Origin of the sequence: Brunnivagina elsteri CCALA 953 (assembly GCF_002289455.1) — a bacterium.
GTDB lineage: Bacteria > Cyanobacteriota > Cyanobacteriia > Cyanobacteriales > Nostocaceae > Brunnivagina > Brunnivagina elsteri.
Genome location: NZ_NTFS01000089.1, coordinates 1 through 18,151, shown reverse-complemented (window position 1 = coordinate 18,151; position 18,151 = coordinate 1). Strand labels below are relative to the sequence as shown.

13 protein-coding genes and 1 pseudogene are annotated in these 18,151 nt (G+C 38.4%); 7 read left to right on the top strand and 7 right to left on the bottom strand.

Annotation, left to right across the window (positions count from 1 at the left end; all coding sequences use genetic code 11):
• Positions 1-40: 40 nt before the first annotated feature.
• The 3 genes and pseudogenes from CK510_RS10395 to CK510_RS10390 form a co-directional block, all read right to left on the bottom strand.
• Positions 41-1,140: pseudogene (locus CK510_RS10395) on the bottom strand (reverse transcriptase N-terminal domain-containing protein).
• Positions 1,141-1,351: 211 nt separating this feature from the next.
• Complete coding sequence (locus tag CK510_RS30945; protein ID WP_143289271.1) at positions 1,352-1,594, bottom strand: hypothetical protein; 243 nt, start codon at positions 1,592-1,594, stop codon at positions 1,352-1,354.
• An 80-nt stretch (positions 1,595-1,674) separates the two neighbouring features.
• On the bottom strand, positions 1,675-2,220 hold the full coding sequence (locus tag CK510_RS10390; protein ID WP_342745949.1) for a hypothetical protein: 546 nt from the start codon (positions 2,218-2,220) through the stop codon (positions 1,675-1,677).
• A gap of 386 nt (positions 2,221-2,606) precedes the next feature.
• Between CK510_RS10390 and CK510_RS10385 the strand changes: the two genes are divergently transcribed.
• Both CK510_RS10385 and CK510_RS10380 read left to right on the top strand, forming a co-directional pair.
• Entirely contained in the window at positions 2,607-2,867 is a 261-nt protein-coding gene (locus tag CK510_RS10385; protein WP_095721632.1) for a hypothetical protein, read from the top strand.
• A 257-nt stretch (positions 2,868-3,124) separates the two neighbouring features.
• The gene (locus CK510_RS10380; protein ID WP_095721631.1) at positions 3,125-4,141 is read left to right on the top strand and encodes a class I SAM-dependent methyltransferase; all 1,017 of its coding nucleotides are present in this window, start codon (positions 3,125-3,127) and stop codon (positions 4,139-4,141) included.
• A 29-nt stretch (positions 4,142-4,170) separates the two neighbouring features.
• On the opposite strand, the gene CK510_RS10375 is transcribed toward CK510_RS10380, so the two are convergent.
• Positions 4,171-5,253, bottom strand: a complete 1,083-nt coding sequence (locus CK510_RS10375; RefSeq protein ID WP_158224875.1) for an Arm DNA-binding domain-containing protein — start codon at positions 5,251-5,253, stop codon at positions 4,171-4,173.
• 972 nt (positions 5,254-6,225) lie between these two features.
• On the opposite strand from CK510_RS10375, the gene CK510_RS10370 reads away from it, so the two are divergent.
• Together CK510_RS10370 and CK510_RS10365 are read left to right on the top strand one after the other, a co-directional pair.
• On the top strand, positions 6,226-6,636 hold the full coding sequence (locus CK510_RS10370; protein WP_095721629.1) for a hypothetical protein: 411 nt from the start codon (positions 6,226-6,228) through the stop codon (positions 6,634-6,636).
• 6 nt (positions 6,637-6,642) lie between these two features.
• A complete protein-coding gene (locus CK510_RS10365; RefSeq protein WP_095721628.1) occupies positions 6,643-7,518 on the top strand; it encodes a hypothetical protein in 876 nt (291 codons plus the stop codon).
• A 152-nt stretch (positions 7,519-7,670) separates the two neighbouring features.
• Here CK510_RS10365 and CK510_RS10360 read toward each other — a convergent pair whose 3' ends face one another.
• Positions 7,671-9,443 carry an SWIM zinc finger family protein gene (locus tag CK510_RS10360; protein ID WP_095721627.1) on the bottom strand — a complete coding sequence of 591 codons (1,773 nt, stop codon included), beginning with the start codon at positions 9,441-9,443 and terminating at the stop codon, positions 7,671-7,673.
• 711 nt (positions 9,444-10,154) lie between these two features.
• Here CK510_RS10360 and CK510_RS10355 point away from each other — a divergent pair.
• Positions 10,155-12,260 (top strand): prolyl oligopeptidase family serine peptidase, encoded by a 2,106-nt coding sequence (locus CK510_RS10355; RefSeq protein WP_095721634.1) that lies wholly within the window; start codon positions 10,155-10,157, stop codon positions 12,258-12,260.
• Between the two features lie 2 nt (positions 12,261-12,262).
• On the opposite strand, the gene CK510_RS10350 is transcribed toward CK510_RS10355, so the two are convergent.
• Entirely contained in the window at positions 12,263-13,630 is a 1,368-nt protein-coding gene (locus CK510_RS10350; RefSeq protein WP_095721626.1) for a cytochrome P450, read from the bottom strand.
• A 966-nt stretch (positions 13,631-14,596) separates the two neighbouring features.
• Here CK510_RS10350 and CK510_RS10345 point away from each other — a divergent pair.
• Both CK510_RS10345 and CK510_RS10340 read left to right on the top strand, forming a co-directional pair.
• A complete protein-coding gene (locus CK510_RS10345) occupies positions 14,597-15,409 on the top strand; it encodes a biotin--[acetyl-CoA-carboxylase] ligase (RefSeq protein WP_095721625.1) in 813 nt (270 codons plus the stop codon).
• 57 nt (positions 15,410-15,466) lie between these two features.
• Positions 15,467-17,227, top strand: a complete 1,761-nt coding sequence (locus CK510_RS10340) for a M23 family metallopeptidase (protein ID WP_095721624.1) — start codon at positions 15,467-15,469, stop codon at positions 17,225-17,227.
• Positions 17,228-17,629: 402 nt separating this feature from the next.
• On the opposite strand, the gene CK510_RS10335 is transcribed toward CK510_RS10340, so the two are convergent.
• Positions 17,630-18,151: riboflavin synthase (locus CK510_RS10335; RefSeq protein ID WP_143289270.1), on the bottom strand; the 522-nt coding region annotated here is incomplete at its 5' end.

Here is an 18,151-nt window from a genome sequence, read left to right as displayed (position 1 = left end):
GCGTTCGCGTTTAATTTCCCTTTACTTTCTCATGATTTATTTATCTTTCTTGGAAGAATAAAAACTGGGATGTACCCCTTGTAAACTTTAGCCCACAATATCCGCATGTATGGTTTTGCTTTTTTAAAGCTTTAGAGGTTTCTCCGTCGTAGAGCTTACTGTTACGCTCGCTCCAATAGGTTAAATCACCGTCATATGGTGATTTATTTCCTTTGACGTTGACGTATTTGTTTTCGGAGTAAGAAACCGATGGAAACGCTTTATCACTTACCTTTAACCCTCTTACTTCTAAAAACTGGCTGATTTTTTCAAGTATTTTTATTGCATCATCTTGCGGTTTAAGGATTATTACCATATCATCGGCGTACCGTATGGATTGGTGGATATCCTCTATTCCGTTGAGGGCGATGTTAGCTAATAATGGGCTGACCACACCACCTTGGCAAGTACCTTGTTCTGGAAATTCAGGGTTTATTCCTGCTTTTAAACAGCGAAAAATTCCTGATTTTATGCTCGATGGAGCTATAAGGTTATCCATTATAATGGTATGTGATATCCTGTCAAAACATTTTTCAATATCGAGTTCTATGACTCGTTTATTGATTCCATTTCGTTGAGAATTTAGGTTTAAAAATAGGATTTTCTGAGCATCATGTGCCGAGCGTCCGACTCTAAAACCGTAACTTCTTTCATGGAATAATGCTTCGTGCGCTGGCTCTATTGCAAATTTTGCAAGACATTGCCAAGCTCTATCTTGGATAGTTGGAATTTTAAGCAATCGAGTAGTTTTTCCATCTTTTTTAGGGATTGGAATTACTCGCAACTTTTGGTGTTTCCAATTGTTACTTCTTGCTTTTAGCAGTTCTAAAAGTTCAAAACGTTCCTTAAATGTAAGGGATTTTTTACCATCTATTCCTGCTGTTTTCCTTCCAGCGTATATCGCAGTGTTACTTGACGGATAGCCAGTAGTTTAGCCGCAGTCGATTTCAGAATCAGCTTTTGAAGGGACATTGCTTTACGCTTGTCTCCTGCTTGAACAGCTTTGAACACTCGTTTTTGTAGGCGGAATAAATTACAACGGAACTTCTTCCACGGTAAGCTTTTCCAAGATTCACTAGCCTCGTGGCTGTGCCTAATCATACTCTGACTCCAATAAGTGTTGTCTGAATACCTTGCGAAAATTACTTCGCATCCTACCCAAATCGAAGGAATTCCGTATCTCGTCTTACCTACCTGGGGTTCGACCTACCCAAGACCTTTGATTTGTTTTTATTCGTTCCCTCAGATGATTGTTTTGTTCCTTTAGGTAGTGCCAATTTAACCATCAGACCCCCCCAGGTTCTTACCGCTATTACAACGAGAATGCTGCGGGGATTAGCTCTGATAAAGTCGGGTTCAAAGGATATGTCCCGCTTCTGCGTAGGTTACTTTTATAGGCATCTGTTTTACCGTGGGAACTCCCTATTAGCACCAGTGTCCACCCATAACAGTAGTCTGATTGTGCCCTGTTCCCAGCTTCATTCTCCAAGTAACGAGCTTGGTCGATGTGGGCAGGTAAGGAGTCAAGCATGAACCTTGCTGGTAGGACTTTCACCTACATCTTTCTGAGAGTTCAAGGTTACTTTAAGTGTTCACCTTGGGTAGTTTATTTACGGACTGATTACCGTGATTCAACTACCAACGAATCGCACCGCTGTTCCCAGTTAATTGCGTTAGTGCAGGGGAGCAAAGCCCATTACCAACTGCTAATTGCGAACTGTTTTCTTTCTCTCTTTCCCCTTCTTGCTTTACTTCTAATGCTGTTTTCTTTCCTCCACGTACTAATTCTTTCACCAAATCATGGCTAACTTTTGTTAGTTGACGTAGCGCAGAAACGCTCCAATTTTGAACATTTTGACGCAGCAAATTCTGCACTTTTGGTGCGAGTTTATTAAACCAAAGATATATTTCCATCGCGCTTTTTGCTATATAGCGAGATGCACCAAAATCGTCACTTTTTAACCATTCTTCAAAGACTTTTTTTCCTTTTGGACAAAAAGCTAAACAGTCATAGTATAAATCCTGGAGAACTCGACCAGTTTCTATCAAAGCATCGAAGGTGGAACGGACAAAACTGAAGAATTCTCCGAGCGTATTTTTGGCTTTGTTTTGCAGTTCGGGTTTATGAAATTGACTGTAATCAAAATTGTAATTTAACGAAATTACGCTACATCCATTCATCTGCATTTACACTCCTTGCATTGTTGATGGATTATTTACCTCACCTTTGAGGATGAGATTTCTGTTCTATTAACGCTATTTTCGTTGAAATTTCGTCGCTCAATGCTTATCTTGTGACGTAAAGATGTTTATTACTATAGTGATAAAAGAAACTATCACTATAGTGATAGTCCTTGGGTAATCACATAGCTGAAACTATTGTTTATCAATACTTATAGCTCAATTGCTTGTATAAAAATATTGAACTAGCTTGATTTAATTTTTCTGTAAAATAATTGTTGAGAAATAGATAATTGTGTATAACTATTGAAAACTAACTTTAGTTTAATAAACTGTAAAATATTCTCTAACTTAAAGATTTCCCCACATTTGTCGAGGTGATGACGATGTTTCAGTTAGCGACAAAGCAGCAAGCATCAGAAATATTAAATATGAGTTTTTCTACACTTAAAAAATATCGTTTAGATGGGACATGGATCGAAGGAACCCATTGGGTAAAATTGAATAGCCGTTGTATTCGGTATAATTTACAACTTATTCAAGATTGGTTGCATAATCGGCATGACCCAATTGCTCACTATCGAGCTATCGATTTATATCATGCTGGTTTGGCTAGTAACCAAAAACGTACTAATCGAAAAAGTTAGAAAATATACAAGCAAATCAAACGATATTAAGTATAAAAAGTAAGCCATAATTACAATTGTTTGAGTTTTTCTGGCATTTGCGAGAGTGAATACTTCAGTTAAAAATGATAGGCATTAATTTGTGGTTCGCGGATTGATGTAAAGTAAAGATAAGAATATCTTCGATTAGAGTTGGATACTTTTTCTATACAGAATACTTTCTCTTTTTCGATTCCGATACTTATCTAAAATATTTTGAAATCCCAAGGATAAATAGAATGAATAATCTCAACAGATTATTTCAGTTTGCCTCAAATATAGGCGTTCAAGGTCCACTATATGCGATTGCAAATGCCAGAATTCATTCACCTATTCCTTTAGAAGCGGTGGAAAACTGGAAGTTTTGGAATGAACCAAAATCCTCTTGGGTTGAGTCTTTAGCGAGAGCTTATCCTCCAAGTTCAAGACGAAAGGCATATCTGGATTCGATGCTGGCACAAGACCATGCTACTGGGATTGAATCTCATTATGATATATCGAATGACTTTTACGCCTTATTCCTAGATACCAAATACAAGTTTTATACCTGTGCTGAATTTTTCAGGGATGAAGAAACCTTGGAAGAAGCGCAAGAAAATAAGGCTAAATATTTACTTTCTCTGTTGAATCTTAACGGTAACGAGAAAGTCTTGGATTTGGGATGTGGTTGGGGTGCAATGCTGAAATATCTTCAAGATACAGGGCATTATGGTGAGTTAACCGGATTTACATTATCAAAGGAACAGTTAACATACACTAGGGAAAAATTAGGTCTTAATGTTTCCCTGACTAACTTTATTACGGCTCCATTTGGGAATACACCGTGCGATCGCATCCTTTCCATAGGTGCATTGGAACATGTCAGACCCCAGGAATTAAAACAGTTATATGAGAAAATATATAATTCTCTCACACCAAAAGGGCTAGCGGTACATCAATTTTTTTCCTTTGAGCGTGAATCCTACCCAGCTTCAGCAATATTATTGCAACTGTTTTTTCCAGGTTCTCTGTTAGTAATTCATCGTCATCATATTGAAGCGGCAGAAAGTGTTGGTTTTCGGATTACTCATGATTCAATTCATGACTATAAGCCAACTATAAAAGCATGGTATGAACGGTTGGTTGAAAACCAAAAAAAAGCATTAGAATTAGTTGGTTTAGAAATTTATAATCGTTACATGACTTTTTTCCCTGTTGCTTGGTTATTTTTTGAACAGAAAGAAGCGGAGCTACATCGAATCGTCATGGAAAAATAGAATATTGAGAAAAGCCTGGAATAACGTATTTACGTTAATACACAATATAGCTCTTTTGTACAGTGCGTAAGTCCTATAAATGTATGCCGAGTTTGGTAAAGTTTTTTATACTCAACACCATCAAGACTTTCCACCACAGTCTTCCAAGCTCGTCCACTGAGGTTATGCATATCTATCCACTTACCTTCAGGTGATGGAAATACCTTTGCTTCACCCAACACATCAATGGGTTGGATGGATTTTAACAACCCAGCCAAACGATTATTAATCGGGAAAATTCGCTTCTTCTGCGTTTTCAAACCTGGTTTACAAGTCAATCCTGACTGTGAAACCACTACCGCTTGTTCAAACCGAATAATCGTAAAGTCCGACGCAATATGCTTCCATTGCAAAGCCACAGCTTCTGATGGTCTACAACCTGTGATGAAAAGAAATTCGATTAATGGTGCGTAGTATTTGTAATAACGATTTTTTTTGAATGCTTCGATAATGCGATCGCGCTCTTCCAAACTAAACGCATTAATATCTGTCTCCTCAGCATCACCCTTCGGCACTTTGATATCACTTGCCATATCCTCAAAGGGATTATCCTCAATCAATTGAGACTTCACAGCCCAATTACAGCAAGCAGAAAATTGAGTCAAGATTTTTTTGGCAGATAACGGGCTTTTATTCGCAATCAACCAATCCCGGATTGCGATCGCTTTATCTAAAGTTTTCACCGGGAGGTGAACATTAATACAACGATAAATTTTATGGTAATCCTTCGCCAAAGTGCTGGGAGATAAACTCGATCGTTTGTATTCGGTGTAACTATCCCACAAATCCGCTAGAGAAGCATAACTCTCAACAGATGGTGTAAATGATGCTGTAAAGAGAACTTGCTCAGATTGTGACTTGTACTTTCCCAAAGAAACATCGAAATTGTCGCAGAGAATATCCAACTCGATTTGCCTAGCTTTCATCTCAGCCAGTTTGCGATTGGCTTTGGTATCGGGAAACCCGGTTGACAAGTAATGACGTTTACCCCCAAAACTGAAAACTAATTGCAAGCGATCGTTCGAGGTTTTGATTTGGACAGTACCCTTAGAGGCTTTGCGTTGCGAACCCACAGTTAACTCCTTCTGAGAAGGCAGGAGGCAGAGGGCAGAAGGAAGGTTAAATAACTATTCCACTATTAAGTCCAGTGCTTCATCCTAATTTTGAATCAAGCGCTCAACCTGCAAAGCAAACGGAAATTCTTTTTCCTTCTGCCTCTTGCCTCCAGCATAAGTGCCTTTTTCTTTACCCCAACTTTACCCCAATAAATTGTCTAAACTCGTCCAAAAATGTCCAACGTAGGCATCTTCCTACACCAAATTTGTACCCCTCAAATGGCTGAAATGAGGTTTTTGTTGAAATTAGAAACCCCTGAGAGCTATATGCTTCAGGGGTTTGGTGTTATAATGCCAGGAACGAGACTTGAACTCGTGACACGAGGATTTTCAGTCCGAGAACACACCTTATACAGCAAGTATTTCAGTCTTCATTTTTGAACTTACACCATCTTTACACCACTCGTTTTTTGACTGCTTGTGAAGCTGAATTTAAAGCTGTATTCCTTGATTGGAAAGGCTTTTGTCAGAATCACGTGCCACGTTCTCATCTCACGCAAATTTTCTTGGCGAATAGAGAGTAAATATAAGCACTATTTCTATCCCTGTACTGACAGTATTGACGCAATAGAATTGCGTTAGATACGCGCAGCATTGCCACAGGCTAGCTTATTATTGGCAAAGCCGCCCCGTGTTCTCGTTCACATAGGCGAAGGACTTAATGTGCCCAAAGGGCTTAGGGCAGAAGCTAAGTATCTCTTACGCGGACTTGTCAGTTTGCTCAATCCGAAACGGGTAAACATTGCTCGATAGTGTTCGGTTCGATACTTCTACTCTGCGGGAAGTATTTCGTCGAAAAAGCAATTAGCTTATTGCATTGTCAAGCACAATAAGCTGATAACAAGATGTAAAATTAAACTAGTAAATCTATCTCAAAATAATGCCCATTTCTAATCGCAAAACAACCAAAATAATCAAGGGAGAGTCTGGATGGATAACGAACAAGCTGTCTTGGAAATCAGTGCAGTCGAAATTACTAAGTCCTTATTATCAGATTTAAAACAACTCTCCAGGTGTGCAGGAGAACCGGTAGCTGTGGTTTTTGCTGATAGTTTATTACGAAAAATGCGCTCTTTGCATGATATGTATATGGACGACCCCTATACAGAAATAGTAATGGCACTACATGATGCACTTGCTTATCAAAATAATTGGATTGAATATGGTAGCGAACAGTACCAGGGTGCATATAATCTATTTTTATCCCTAGTTGAGCGAGAAAAAATTACTAATGTTGAAGTAGAAAATGCAATTCTAACTCTAGAACAAATAGGCTTTGATACTTTACCTTTTGGAGTCAAACTTGATAACAATTTTCCAGAAGAAGAGATAACGGTATAAATAAATATGTCAGGGTCATCAGTCCAAGAACATTTTTTAGATACCTCGGTAATGAGGTCATTACTACTTGCAACACAAGCTTATCGGCAGTATTTAGAATCTCAATTGAGTTCGGAACCCCTTTATATATCCAACTACGTCCAAATGGAAATAAAACGTAGTTATTTAATCAATATTATCTCTTTTTATTTTGTTCTGCGTTTGGATGCAATTAATACCATAGGTGATGCAATTGCATTATGGAGCAATAAGTTTAAAGGAAGTGAACTCAAAGCAATATTGCAAGTTATACCTCAGCTTTTTAGTACCCGTCAACTCAATTTCTCTAGCCCCAAAGATAAAGAAAAAGCTCTATCTCTGCTAGTAATTTACATCAAACGTTTTGAACTAATAATCAGAAGAAAATATCAAAACTGCAACGATTCTACAGCCTGTGCCCGTGCCCTCGTCCCACTGACTATCGATTTAAAAAATCCAGTTCCCGACCTGAAAAAGTTTGTTCTGGAATTTGGAGATACAAAAACCTGTCGAAGCAAATGCCAAATTGAAGACTTTCTTTTAGTAAAATATCGTTCCGAAGTTGAGCAATTAGTCGAAGTTGCTTCCCAATTACCCAGAAATACCAATACAAGGGGATTTATAAATATCGCGAAGAATCTCAAAGAGATATTAGTTGTAGGTGCAACAGCTTGTGACTGCAAGCGCTGCGAGAAAATTGGAGATGTAGTTATCGCTTTGAATACACCTCGTAATTTCCGGTTGGAACACACTGATAATTCCTTTGATTACTTATGTCCAGCAATTAAGCAACCTCACTACAAACATCCCTCGGAGAACCAAGTAGTTATGAATCCATCAATAATCAACTTGCAACAGGATTAATGCGAACCTGTCGGTTCGCATATTCACTGAATTCGCATAATATCTTAAACTGACAATCAGCAAACAAGGCTTCTGTTCACGAGTACCTCCGACAAATTGAACAAATAAATGCCTCACTTTTGAAGAGTAAATAATTTATCAAACTCACACAATTATGATTTATTGAGTTCTTTAAATAAATCCATTAATTTATATTTACGTCCATGAGTATATTCTAATTTTGCACGGTAAGAAGACCATTCGGCTTGTTGTCCTAGTTGGGAATAAGCAGCTTTTACTTTTTTCAAACACTTAACAGCATCACTATAACGCTTGGCTTTAGAACTATTCATAATTTCTTCTGCCAGCTTTTTAGCCTTTTCAATTACCCAGTCGGGACGATGAGGAATAGCTGCTTCCATAACTCGATGTAATGATTCTGAAGCATAGTAACTATCTGTTTTTACTGTTTTTATCGCCTCATCAATTAGCCCTTCATGGAGGAAAATATCAACTTTTGCACTACCAGCATACCAACTTTCAGATTCTCGAAGTATTTCGAGTAAATCTTGTTTCACTATAGACCAAGTATCAAGAGCTAAGTTTTCCACTTTCACGTAGTCTCGAAACGATGGTCTAGTTTCAAATGCAACGATACAGGCATTTAGTGCGATCGCTCTATCACCCAACCCTTCGGCTAAATCGCTCGTCCAAGATGCAAATTCATAGGTACAATTCCCTGGTAAGCTTAATCCCGATCGCGAAATTCCTAATGCTTCTGATAAATATCCATCTTCCCGCAATATTTTGGCTAGGGCAAAGGCTGATTCTGCTGTGTCCATCTGGGTTTTAGCCGCAGACATTGCTTCATCCACTCTTCCTAAAGCTGCCAACTGGGTTAGGTATTGCAGCGTCATTCCTTCGGAAAAAGCTAAGTTTAAATACTCTGTATAACGATTTTGTCGATCGAGAAAATCTAAACGAATTAATGCTAAATCATCAGCAAAATCTGGACGAGTACCTTCCCAAATTTGTGCATCAGTTTCACCATTCATTACCAGTTGTAGTGGTTCGTAATTCCAACCTTGCTGCAATGCTGACAAACTCATAGCAAAGTCTGCGTCGATTTCATCCTGCCAAGATTCTAGCATGACTCGCAAATCGATAATTTCCGCTTCCGGTATCTCTGCGCATAAAATTGCTTCTGTCCATGCGTTGTCGAGAGGTTCTACGATCGAATAGGAATCACCTCCGTATTCTGCTAGGTCATCCCATGCTTCTGCGTAGGTGGATGTGATGGCTTCGAGGATGGCGATCGCATTATTCCCATCACCATTTTGGGCAAATTCCTGCGCTTTTTCAATTATGGCAGTTAATTCTTCGGTAAATGGGTCATCTTCGGTGCCATACTCTAATTGTTCTAATCCATCCTGCAATATGCGTCGTACCTGGCTGCGAATCGGTGCAACATCAATTTTGTTACGACGGTTAGTAGATGGAGATTTTGTTGCGGGAGTTGGGGAATTTCTTAAACTAACAAAGCAATCAACATCATCAATTAATTCTGGGTTTTTCTGTAATAATTCTTGAACCAAGCGTTGAGTTTGTAAGTGGTCAAGAGAATTTAATAACTGTTCTATGGTGGGACGTTCTTCAATTATTGCGGATGAACGGGAACAGGTTAATAATGTGGCGACAATATGCTTACACCAACCATCATAATTGTAAGCACAGTCACAGTCAACAGAGGTAACTCCACCTGCATCAAAATTAATACTGACTCGATATGGTTTAATTTCGCTACCTTCGACTGCTGCTTGAATCGTATTACCGCGTTTTTTCAGGTCAATTACTGCTCCACGACTGTAATATTCTTGACCACGACTGTAGGATGAAGCGTTGGAATTATGGCGGATTGTTGCTTCTGATATTTGTGGAATTGACATAGCACCCAGGAGTTTTATTTTTAGCCTATGCTGAAATCGGGTTAATTTTCCTAGATATTAAAAATCTTCACTTAATAATTGCAATAACTAGGGCTTGCTGATTAAAGCTATAACCTTTGCCAAATAAGGGTTTTAATCATTTTTGAGGCAAACAAGTGCAAGGTTATGGCATTTAAAGGCTCAAAAACCATGCACTTTGGCGGAAAATCGCGGGGTGAATTTTGGTTCTGACCTCTAAAACCACCGTTATTCAAGCTGTGTGGCATCTAGATTCGCTTTGTAGCCTTTTTCAGCAGACCCTACCTAATGTCGCACTTCTTCTATACAGATCAAACTCTCCTGCGGAAGTATAAAGTTGTATTAAGTAATACTGCGATATGTAAGAAGATTTAATACAAATAATTGAAAACAAACCTAGAATTGCTATAATCTTTAACTCCTAATTTTTCCTGAAGAATGAATAAAAATATTTCAGCATTACATCGCTTTTTAGTAATTTTGTGTACGACGATTATTTTTTCTAGGTTTTTAATTGTACCAGCGATAGGATTAGCAAAAGATAATATAAAACCATATTCCCATGAAGTACAAGTTGAGCATCAACAAAAACTTATTGATAATATAGTTATTCATCAATCAGAATCTCAAATCCAATATCCAAATATGGAGTCACCTTTGTACTATGGAAAAGTACCCTCTCCACAGCGAAAGATGACCTCAATAAAACCCCTGATTTACCCGATTACCCGTAAGAGCGATCGCATTGATAATTATCATGGTACAAAAGTTAGTGATCCGTATCGTTGGTTAGAAAATCCAGACTCGAAGGAAACCCAGACTTGGATAAATGCCCAAAATCAAGTTACTTTCGGTTATTTAAACCAAATACCCATCAGGGATAAAATTAAACAGCGTCTCACTAAACTTTGGGATTACGAAAAATACGGCATTCCTTTTAAAGAAGGAAATCGTTATTTTTACTTTAGAAACAATGGTTTGCAAAATCAAAGTGTTCTCTATACCCTCAACAATCTCAGCGATGAACCGAAGGTTTTACTCGATCCAAATACACTTTCTGAAGATGGAACTGTTGCATTATCTGGCTACTCAGTAAGTGATGATAGCAAATATTTGGCATATGGTTTATCAGTATCGGGTTCCGATTGGCAAGAATGGAAAGTTCGTGATACTGAGACTGGTAAAGATTTAGCAGACAATTTAAAATGGATCAAATTTTCTAGTACGTCGTGGACAAATGATAGCAAAGGCTTTTTCTATAGTCGCTACGATGAACCAAATCAAAAAACTAAATTAGAAGATGTTAACTATTATCAAAAGTTATTTTATCACCGAATTGGAACTCTGCAATCTGAGGATAATTTAATTTACGAACGCCCAGATAATAAAGCATGGGGTTTTGGTGGTAACGTTACGGAAGATGGGAAATTCTTGATTATTTCGGTATGGCTGGGAACCGATTCTCGAAATTTAGTTTTTTACAAAGATTTAACCCAGAAAAATTCTCCAGTTATAGAACTAATTAACAAACTAGAGTCAGATTTTAGTTTTGTAGACAATGATAAGAATACATTCTATTTTCGTACAGATTTAAATGCACCACGAGGACGCATAATTGCTATTGATATTAAAAAAACGACTCGTACAAATTGGCGTGAAGTAATTCCCCAGTCTGAAGAAACTTTAGAGAATGTAGGAATTGTGAATAATCAATTTGTTGCTGATTATCTCAAAGATGCACGCAGTCAAATTAAAGTGTTTGACCTGAAAGGCAAATTAGTTCGTGAGATTGAATTACCAGGAGTTGGCTCAGTTGCAGGATTTGAAGGTAAACGTAGTGACACTGAAACATTTTATAGTTTTACTAATTTCACAACTCCAGGAACAATCTATCGGTATGATATGGTGATGGGTAAAAGTAGTATTTTTCGAGAGCCAAAAGTAGATTTTGACCCCGAAAACTATGAAATAAATCAAGTTTTTTATCGCGGCAAAGATGGTACGCAAATACCAATGTTTATTGTTAACAAAAAGGGAATTGCATTAGATGGAAATAATCCAACTTACTTATATGGATATGGTGGATTTAATGTTTCACTAACACCCAGCTTTTCCGTTAGTGCTTTAATGTGGATGGAAATGGGTGGTATTTATGCAATACCAAATTTACGCGGTGGTGGTGAATATGGGGAAGAATGGCATCAAGCAGGAATGAAAAAAAATAAGCAAAATGTATTTGATGATTTTATTGCTGCTGGGGAATGGTTGATTGCAAATAAGTATACTAAACCTGCAAAATTAGCAATTGGTGGAGCCAGTAACGGTGGACTTTTAGTTGGTGCTTGTATGGTACAACGTCCTGATTTGTTTGCTGCTGCTTTGCCTTCCGTTGGTGTCATGGATATGTTACGATTTCATAAATTCACAATTGGTTGGGCTTGGACTTCGGAATACGGTTCACCAGAGAATATTGAGGATTTTAAGAATTTGTATGCTTATTCCCCACTACATAATTTAAAACCTGGTACTACTTATCCTGCCACATTGATTACTACAGCAGATCATGACGATCGCGTTGTACCTGCCCATAGTTTTAAGTTTGCTGCTGCATTACAAGCTGCACACAAAGGAAATGCACCTGTATTGATTAGAATTGAGACTAAAGCAGGACATGGTGCAGGTAAACCAACAACAAAAATAATTGAAGAATCGGCAGATAAGTGGGGGTTTTTGATAAAGGTTTTGGGAATGGAATCAAGTCAAAATTCTCTAGGAATGAGATTAATTAGTCCTGAATAAACTTAATTAAAATGAGGTTTTGCAATCATTTTCATGCCAGTTGGAGCAACTAATGTTAATCCGCGACGGATGGGTTGTACGGGACGTTTGTCAAGTGAAACTACTCGATAATTGGATAATATTGTTACTAATATTATTTTCATTTCGTACATAGCAAAAGCCATCCCTATACAGTGACGATTTCCACCTCCAAAAGGTAAATATTCGTAGGGTGAAAATTGCCGTTCTAAAAACCGTTCTGGGATAAATTGCTTGGAATTTGGATAAACTTCTTCGCGGTGATGTGCTAAATAAATACTCGGAATAATTAATGTTTTTGTCGGTAATTTATAACCCATTATTTCCACAGGTGAATTTACTATCCTGCTAAAAGAACTGGTTGCTACTGGATAAAGTCTTAAAGTCTCCTGACAAACTGCTGTGAGATAAGGCAACTTACTGATTATGCTGGGTTCCGGTTGATACGCAAGACTATCGAGTTCACCTTGTAACTTTTCCCGTACTTGTTGCGATCGCTCAATCCAGTAAAAAGCCCAAACTAAAGCGGAAGCTGTGGTTTCATGTCCCAAAACTAACAGCGTGATTAATTCATCACGTAGTTCTTCGTCAGACATTATTTTGCCATCATCATAAGTCGCAGATATCAGCAAGCTTAAAACATCTTTGCGATTTGGATTATTTGCCTGAATATCTGCGCGAACTTCCCGAATATGGCTATAAATTAATTCATCGACTTTTTCTAAAAGGGTTAAAATTTGTCCCCAAGGACTCCATTTTCCCAAATCTTTTTGCCAAAATTTGAACAGTAAAGCTGCTGAAATTAAGGGAACACCCAAAACTTCCAACAGTTGGTTCATTGCTCGTTGTAGCTCTTGTAAACGTTGCCCTTCATCTAAACCAAACACCACACGTAAAATTATACGCATGGTTATTTCCTGCATTGAATGACGAATATTAAATGCTTTTCCATCTTCCCAATGACTACTAACCTGTTGGGAAATTTCTGCTATGGCTTGACCATAAGTTTGCATTCTATCACCATGAAAGCTTGGTGCTAATAATTTTCGTTGTTTTCGATGGGTTTGACCATCAAGTAAAACCAGAGAGTTGCTACCAAGGAGATACTTTAAAATCTCGTTTCCTCTGCCAGCATCTAACTTATTCGCATGAGTAGTAAAAATTTGTTCCAGTGCTTGAGGATGACTAAAATAGACTATATTGTCACCATTTTTGCTTTTAATAGCGAAGTTATCACCATAAGTTTTGGCAAAATCTTCCATATATTTTAACGGTTGAAATACCATTTTCATCTGTCGTAAAAATATCGACATATTGGAAGCATCAGGAAGAGTCTGATTTATGATTGGCATATATTAATTAAATGAAGCGGATAAAATCAAGTGAATAAAATCAAGCGAATAAGAAATATTTTTCTGACTTTTGCCGCGATTCTAGAAGATTAAAACTGGTAATTCTGCTCAATTTGAACCTTAATTATCATGAGAAGTTTATTAAGAAATAATATAGAATACTGGAGCTAGTCAAACAATATCCGTGAAGTGTTTAAAAGTCGGATATGTGACAAGATAGTTCACTTAAGAGAACTCCACAGAAAGAAATTCCCAATGTCATTCTGTAGCTTGCTTCCCGCAGGGTGGAACGTACGCGCAAGCGGCTTCTGTAAGTAGCAAGCTACAGCATGACAACACAGGATCATTCATTTTGTGGCTTACTCTAAGACAATAGAAATATCCAAAAATGAATATAGAGACATAGTACTACTACATCTCTACAAAAATTAAACTAATCTTATTTATATAGACTTAAATAATGAAAATTATAAATATAAATTGAGCGGCTAAAAAATCTATATTATTCCAACAAAATAAGACCACAAAAATGATATATATCCCCACCTCAATCACAACATATTGAAATATGCGTTCGCAGATACTCTTAGTAGATACTTTTATGTTGATCTAGACATTATTTCTTTTGATTACTATCAATTTCTAGCAATATCCCTGACTTTAACTTAGACAATATACTCCAGTAATTAGCATACCGAATAAAAGTATAAACTAATGGATAAGTAGTTAAGGGTGATACTAATTACATTTAACTTAAGCATAATAATTTTATTGTTTTTGCCTAAACGGGAAGCAAACCTCATATCTGAAGAGCATTCATATAAAAATACAGTTGATTTTAATAACATCATGTCAATAACTATTTATTTCCCCATTATTTATAATAATTAGAAAATTACCCTACTTTTTACTTCCTAATCCCAGATATCAAGCTAAACTTAACAGCGTAAATCTCTGACATATCCTGTGAGACTGAATCAAGAAAAAATCGAAACCGCTTTAAACGTTGCTCGTCAACAACCCTACTTACCTTTTTCACTACATCTTTACGATCGCGTCAACTCCACTAACCAAACTTTGTGGCAATTGCTACAGAGTGGCGCACCATCGGGAACAGTAGTAATTGCTACACAACAAACAGCAGGTCGAGGACAATGGGGACATCAATGGGTTTCAGAGACTGGAGGATTGTATATATCAACTGCGATCGCGCTTGATTTAGCAGCTATAAATAGTTACCAGCTAACTTTTGCTACAGCCTGGGGAATTACCAGACAATTACAAAAGTGCAATATTCCTGTAGGGATAAAATGGGCTAATGATTTAATCTTAAATAAACGCAAACTCGGTGGAATTTTGACTGAAACCAAAATTAGTGGCAGCACAATCAACCGAGCTGTTATTGGTGTTGGTATTAATTGGTCGAATCCAGTTCCAGAAACAGGGATTAACTTACAATCGTGGCAAACCCTCAATAATATCACATCGATTCCAAATTTGGAAAATCTAGCCACTCAGGCATTGCTTGGTATAGAATTCGGTATTGAATGTCTTTTAGAAGAAGGAATAGATGTACTCTTGCCAAGGTATACTCATTTGTTAACCAATATAGGAAACAGCGTATACGTAGAGAATCATCTAGGTAAGGTAATGGGCGTTACTTCCTCTGGATACCTCCATGTTCGCATGGAAGATTCAGAATCTAAATCGGTAAGAACACCAGATTTTTATTTCCAACCAGGTACAATCAGTCTTGGCTACAGTAATTCTTCTAATTAAATTTAGAAATAAATTTTAAAATTATTCAGTAAAACCCACTAGAACCCACCAGAACCTATGACGCAGCGCAAAAACTCTGCCCGAAAAGATTCCAATCCATCGTCAAATCAATCTTCAAATCAACTGTGGCAGCGCTCTCTGCCCGCACAAAGCATTTGTTGGCTAAGTAGTTTGAGTATTATTTGGAGCAGTGGTTTGGTGCTTGCCCAGACAGAATCCGCAATTGATAATATTGTTCCCACTGCGGGAACTGCACCAACACGAGTTGAAAATTTTGTCCCCAAAGCCACAAGCGATAAACGAAGCAATTCAAGCGGAGAATCTCCACAAGTTGAATTTTCCGCACGTCGTACCCGACTTCGGCAGCGTTTACAGCGTAATGTAGCTTCCCAATCTTCCGAACCCATACGTCGTTTGCGTCAGTCGAAGAAAAATACTCAAGAAGCAACGGTTCCTGTTGTCAGAAATTTAAGACCAAAAGTTGCACAATCACGACGTAATCCAGTTGTAATTCCGGAAACTCGCGTCGAAAAAAAACAGGTTGAAGTTACTTCACAGCCAACAGCACCCATTCGGGAAGAAAAACCTCAAAATCAGCCTCAAGTCGAAATCAAAGCACCCGTTGCTACCATAGCACCGAGTAAATTGCCTACATTGGCACAACCCAACAAACCCATAAATATCGACGAAAGCACAGCAGATAAACCCAAAGATTATAATAACGCCTACATTGACCCCAGCGATTACAGTACAGCGAATGGGAATAGAAACGAATCCCCTAGTAATGCCCCTAGTAATGTAATCCTCACTGAACGTTCTAGTGGTTGCCGTTCAATTCTTGGTAGAGGTCAAAATGTTTCTGGTAATTGCGTCAAAGCACCCGTTAATGCGAAACTTGCAGAGCATTTAGCAACATCGAAAGGCAGCATTACAACTGCCCCAAGCTGGATTAGAAAAAGCCACAGTATTGATGTTGCCAATATACTTCCCACAAGACGTATTGCAGCCACAACAGAAAGTAATAGTGGTTGGAAAGGTTCGCGAATCGCTGCTGCAAGTAGAGTCGCTGTTGTTGACGTGACTCGTAACCAAAATAGAATACGTACATCTGCTGTTGTTCCATCCTCGAACAAAAATACATATAACTCCAATCGGTTTATTCCTGCCCCCAGTAGTTTTATTCCCCAACAAACAATGGTAAGTGGAAATGCGATCGCACCAAGTGCAGGTACTTTACCCCTACCAATGACAGATGCAAATGTCGCACCTCGTCCTAGCACTGTCGCTTACAATATTCCCTTAGAATCAACCCTACCCCGTGTCACCTACACAGGTGGATTTGCTTACAATCCCACTGGGTTTATTTTCCCTTTATCCGTTCCCTCACCGATTACTTCAATATTTGGTTGGAGAACTCACCCAATTAGTGGTGACAGAAGATTCCATAGTGGGGCTGACATTGGAGCAGCAATGGGCACACCAGTTCTTGCTGCATATACAGGTCAAATTGAAGTTGCTGACTCTGTAGGCGGTTACGGTTTAACAGTTATAGTTAATCACAATAGTGCAGTGCAAACCCTTTATGGGCACATGTCACAGATATATGTTCAACCTGGTCAATGGGTACAACAAGGAACGGTAATTGGTCTAGTGGGTAGTACTGGTAATTCTACTGGTCCGCACCTCCACTTTGAAGTTCGCCAATTGACCGCAAATGGCTGGGTAGCTACTGACCCAGGTGTGCATTTACAGTATGCATTAGGGCAGTTAATGCAAAGCATACAAACTGCACAACTACCACAAGTTCCCAATAATTAAAATTGAATGTAGAGACGCGATATATCGCGTCTCTCTTTAAAAATTAAGAATTAGGAATTAGAGAACGTCATTCTGAGGAACGTACTGACAACACATGATTATTAGTATGACAAATCAAGGCTTTTGGCGCTTAATAATTATTTTATAAACACCCTCTTAGGGACTTCCAGAAAATAAAATCTTCTTTCTCATACACTTACCAACACTATCACGCGAAGGGTGGGGAGACCTTTCAGGTAAGCGCAAAGCGCAGGCTTCGCCAACGCCACTTTGACGAAGAGAAGTTGCGTGCGCGGGTTCCCCGCGTTGAGCAAACTTCGGGGACGGAAACCGACACCGCCAAGTGGACTCACCCCACCCCTACAATTATGGAGAATTTATTTTTTGGTATTCCCTTAGGAATTACAGGTATCCATTTTCAGCCAAAAAATTGGGTGTAATAAAACTACCCCCATCTTTATTTTGGTGTTTGTTACCACTCGTCAAGAATTTTTCCACATACTTCCCAAGAATATCCCCTTCCAGGTTTACCGAACTGCCCGGTTGTAGCTGACTTAAATTAGTTTCTGCATAGGTAAGGGGTATTACAGCAACCTGAAACTGCATCGCTTCAGGATTATATTCCGCAACAGTTAGACTAATCCCATTTATAGCAATACTGCCTTTAGGGACTATATACTGGGCAACATAACTCGGTGCAGAAAAAGTCATCTCCCAGGAAGTCGCGGTTTGTTCTGCCGCAACCAAATGCCCGATTCCATCAACATGTCCCATGACGAAATGCCCACCAATTTTACTGCCAACCCGTAACGATGTTTCGAGGTTGACATGTTGGGCTGAGATGGAATCCTCCCCCAAAGTCGTTTTTCGCAAAGTCTCCGGGGAAGCGGTAGCAACAAATCCATTATTTAATATTTTTTCTAC

Excerpts from the sequence above, each read along its gene's own strand:
- CK510_RS10365 (WP_095721628.1), top strand. The coding sequence starts at position 6,643 with ATGTCAGGGTCATCAGTCCAAGAACATTTTTTAGATACCTCGGTAATG.
- CK510_RS10385 (WP_095721632.1), top strand. The coding sequence starts at position 2,607 with ATGTTTCAGTTAGCGACAAAGCAGCAAGCATCAGAAATATTAAATATG.
- CK510_RS10390 (WP_342745949.1), bottom strand. The coding sequence starts at position 2,220 with ATGAATGGATGTAGCGTAATTTCGTTAAATTACAATTTTGATTACAGT.
- CK510_RS10370 (WP_095721629.1), top strand. The coding sequence starts at position 6,226 with ATGGATAACGAACAAGCTGTCTTGGAAATCAGTGCAGTCGAAATTACT.
- CK510_RS10350 (WP_095721626.1), bottom strand. The coding sequence starts at position 13,630 with ATGCCAATCATAAATCAGACTCTTCCTGATGCTTCCAATATGTCGATA.
- CK510_RS10360 (WP_095721627.1), bottom strand. The coding sequence starts at position 9,443 with ATGTCAATTCCACAAATATCAGAAGCAACAATCCGCCATAATTCCAAC.
- CK510_RS10355 (WP_095721634.1), top strand. The coding sequence starts at position 10,155 with ATGACCTCAATAAAACCCCTGATTTACCCGATTACCCGTAAGAGCGAT.
- CK510_RS10340 (WP_095721624.1), top strand. The coding sequence starts at position 15,467 with ATGACGCAGCGCAAAAACTCTGCCCGAAAAGATTCCAATCCATCGTCA.
- CK510_RS10380 (WP_095721631.1), top strand. The coding sequence starts at position 3,125 with ATGAATAATCTCAACAGATTATTTCAGTTTGCCTCAAATATAGGCGTT.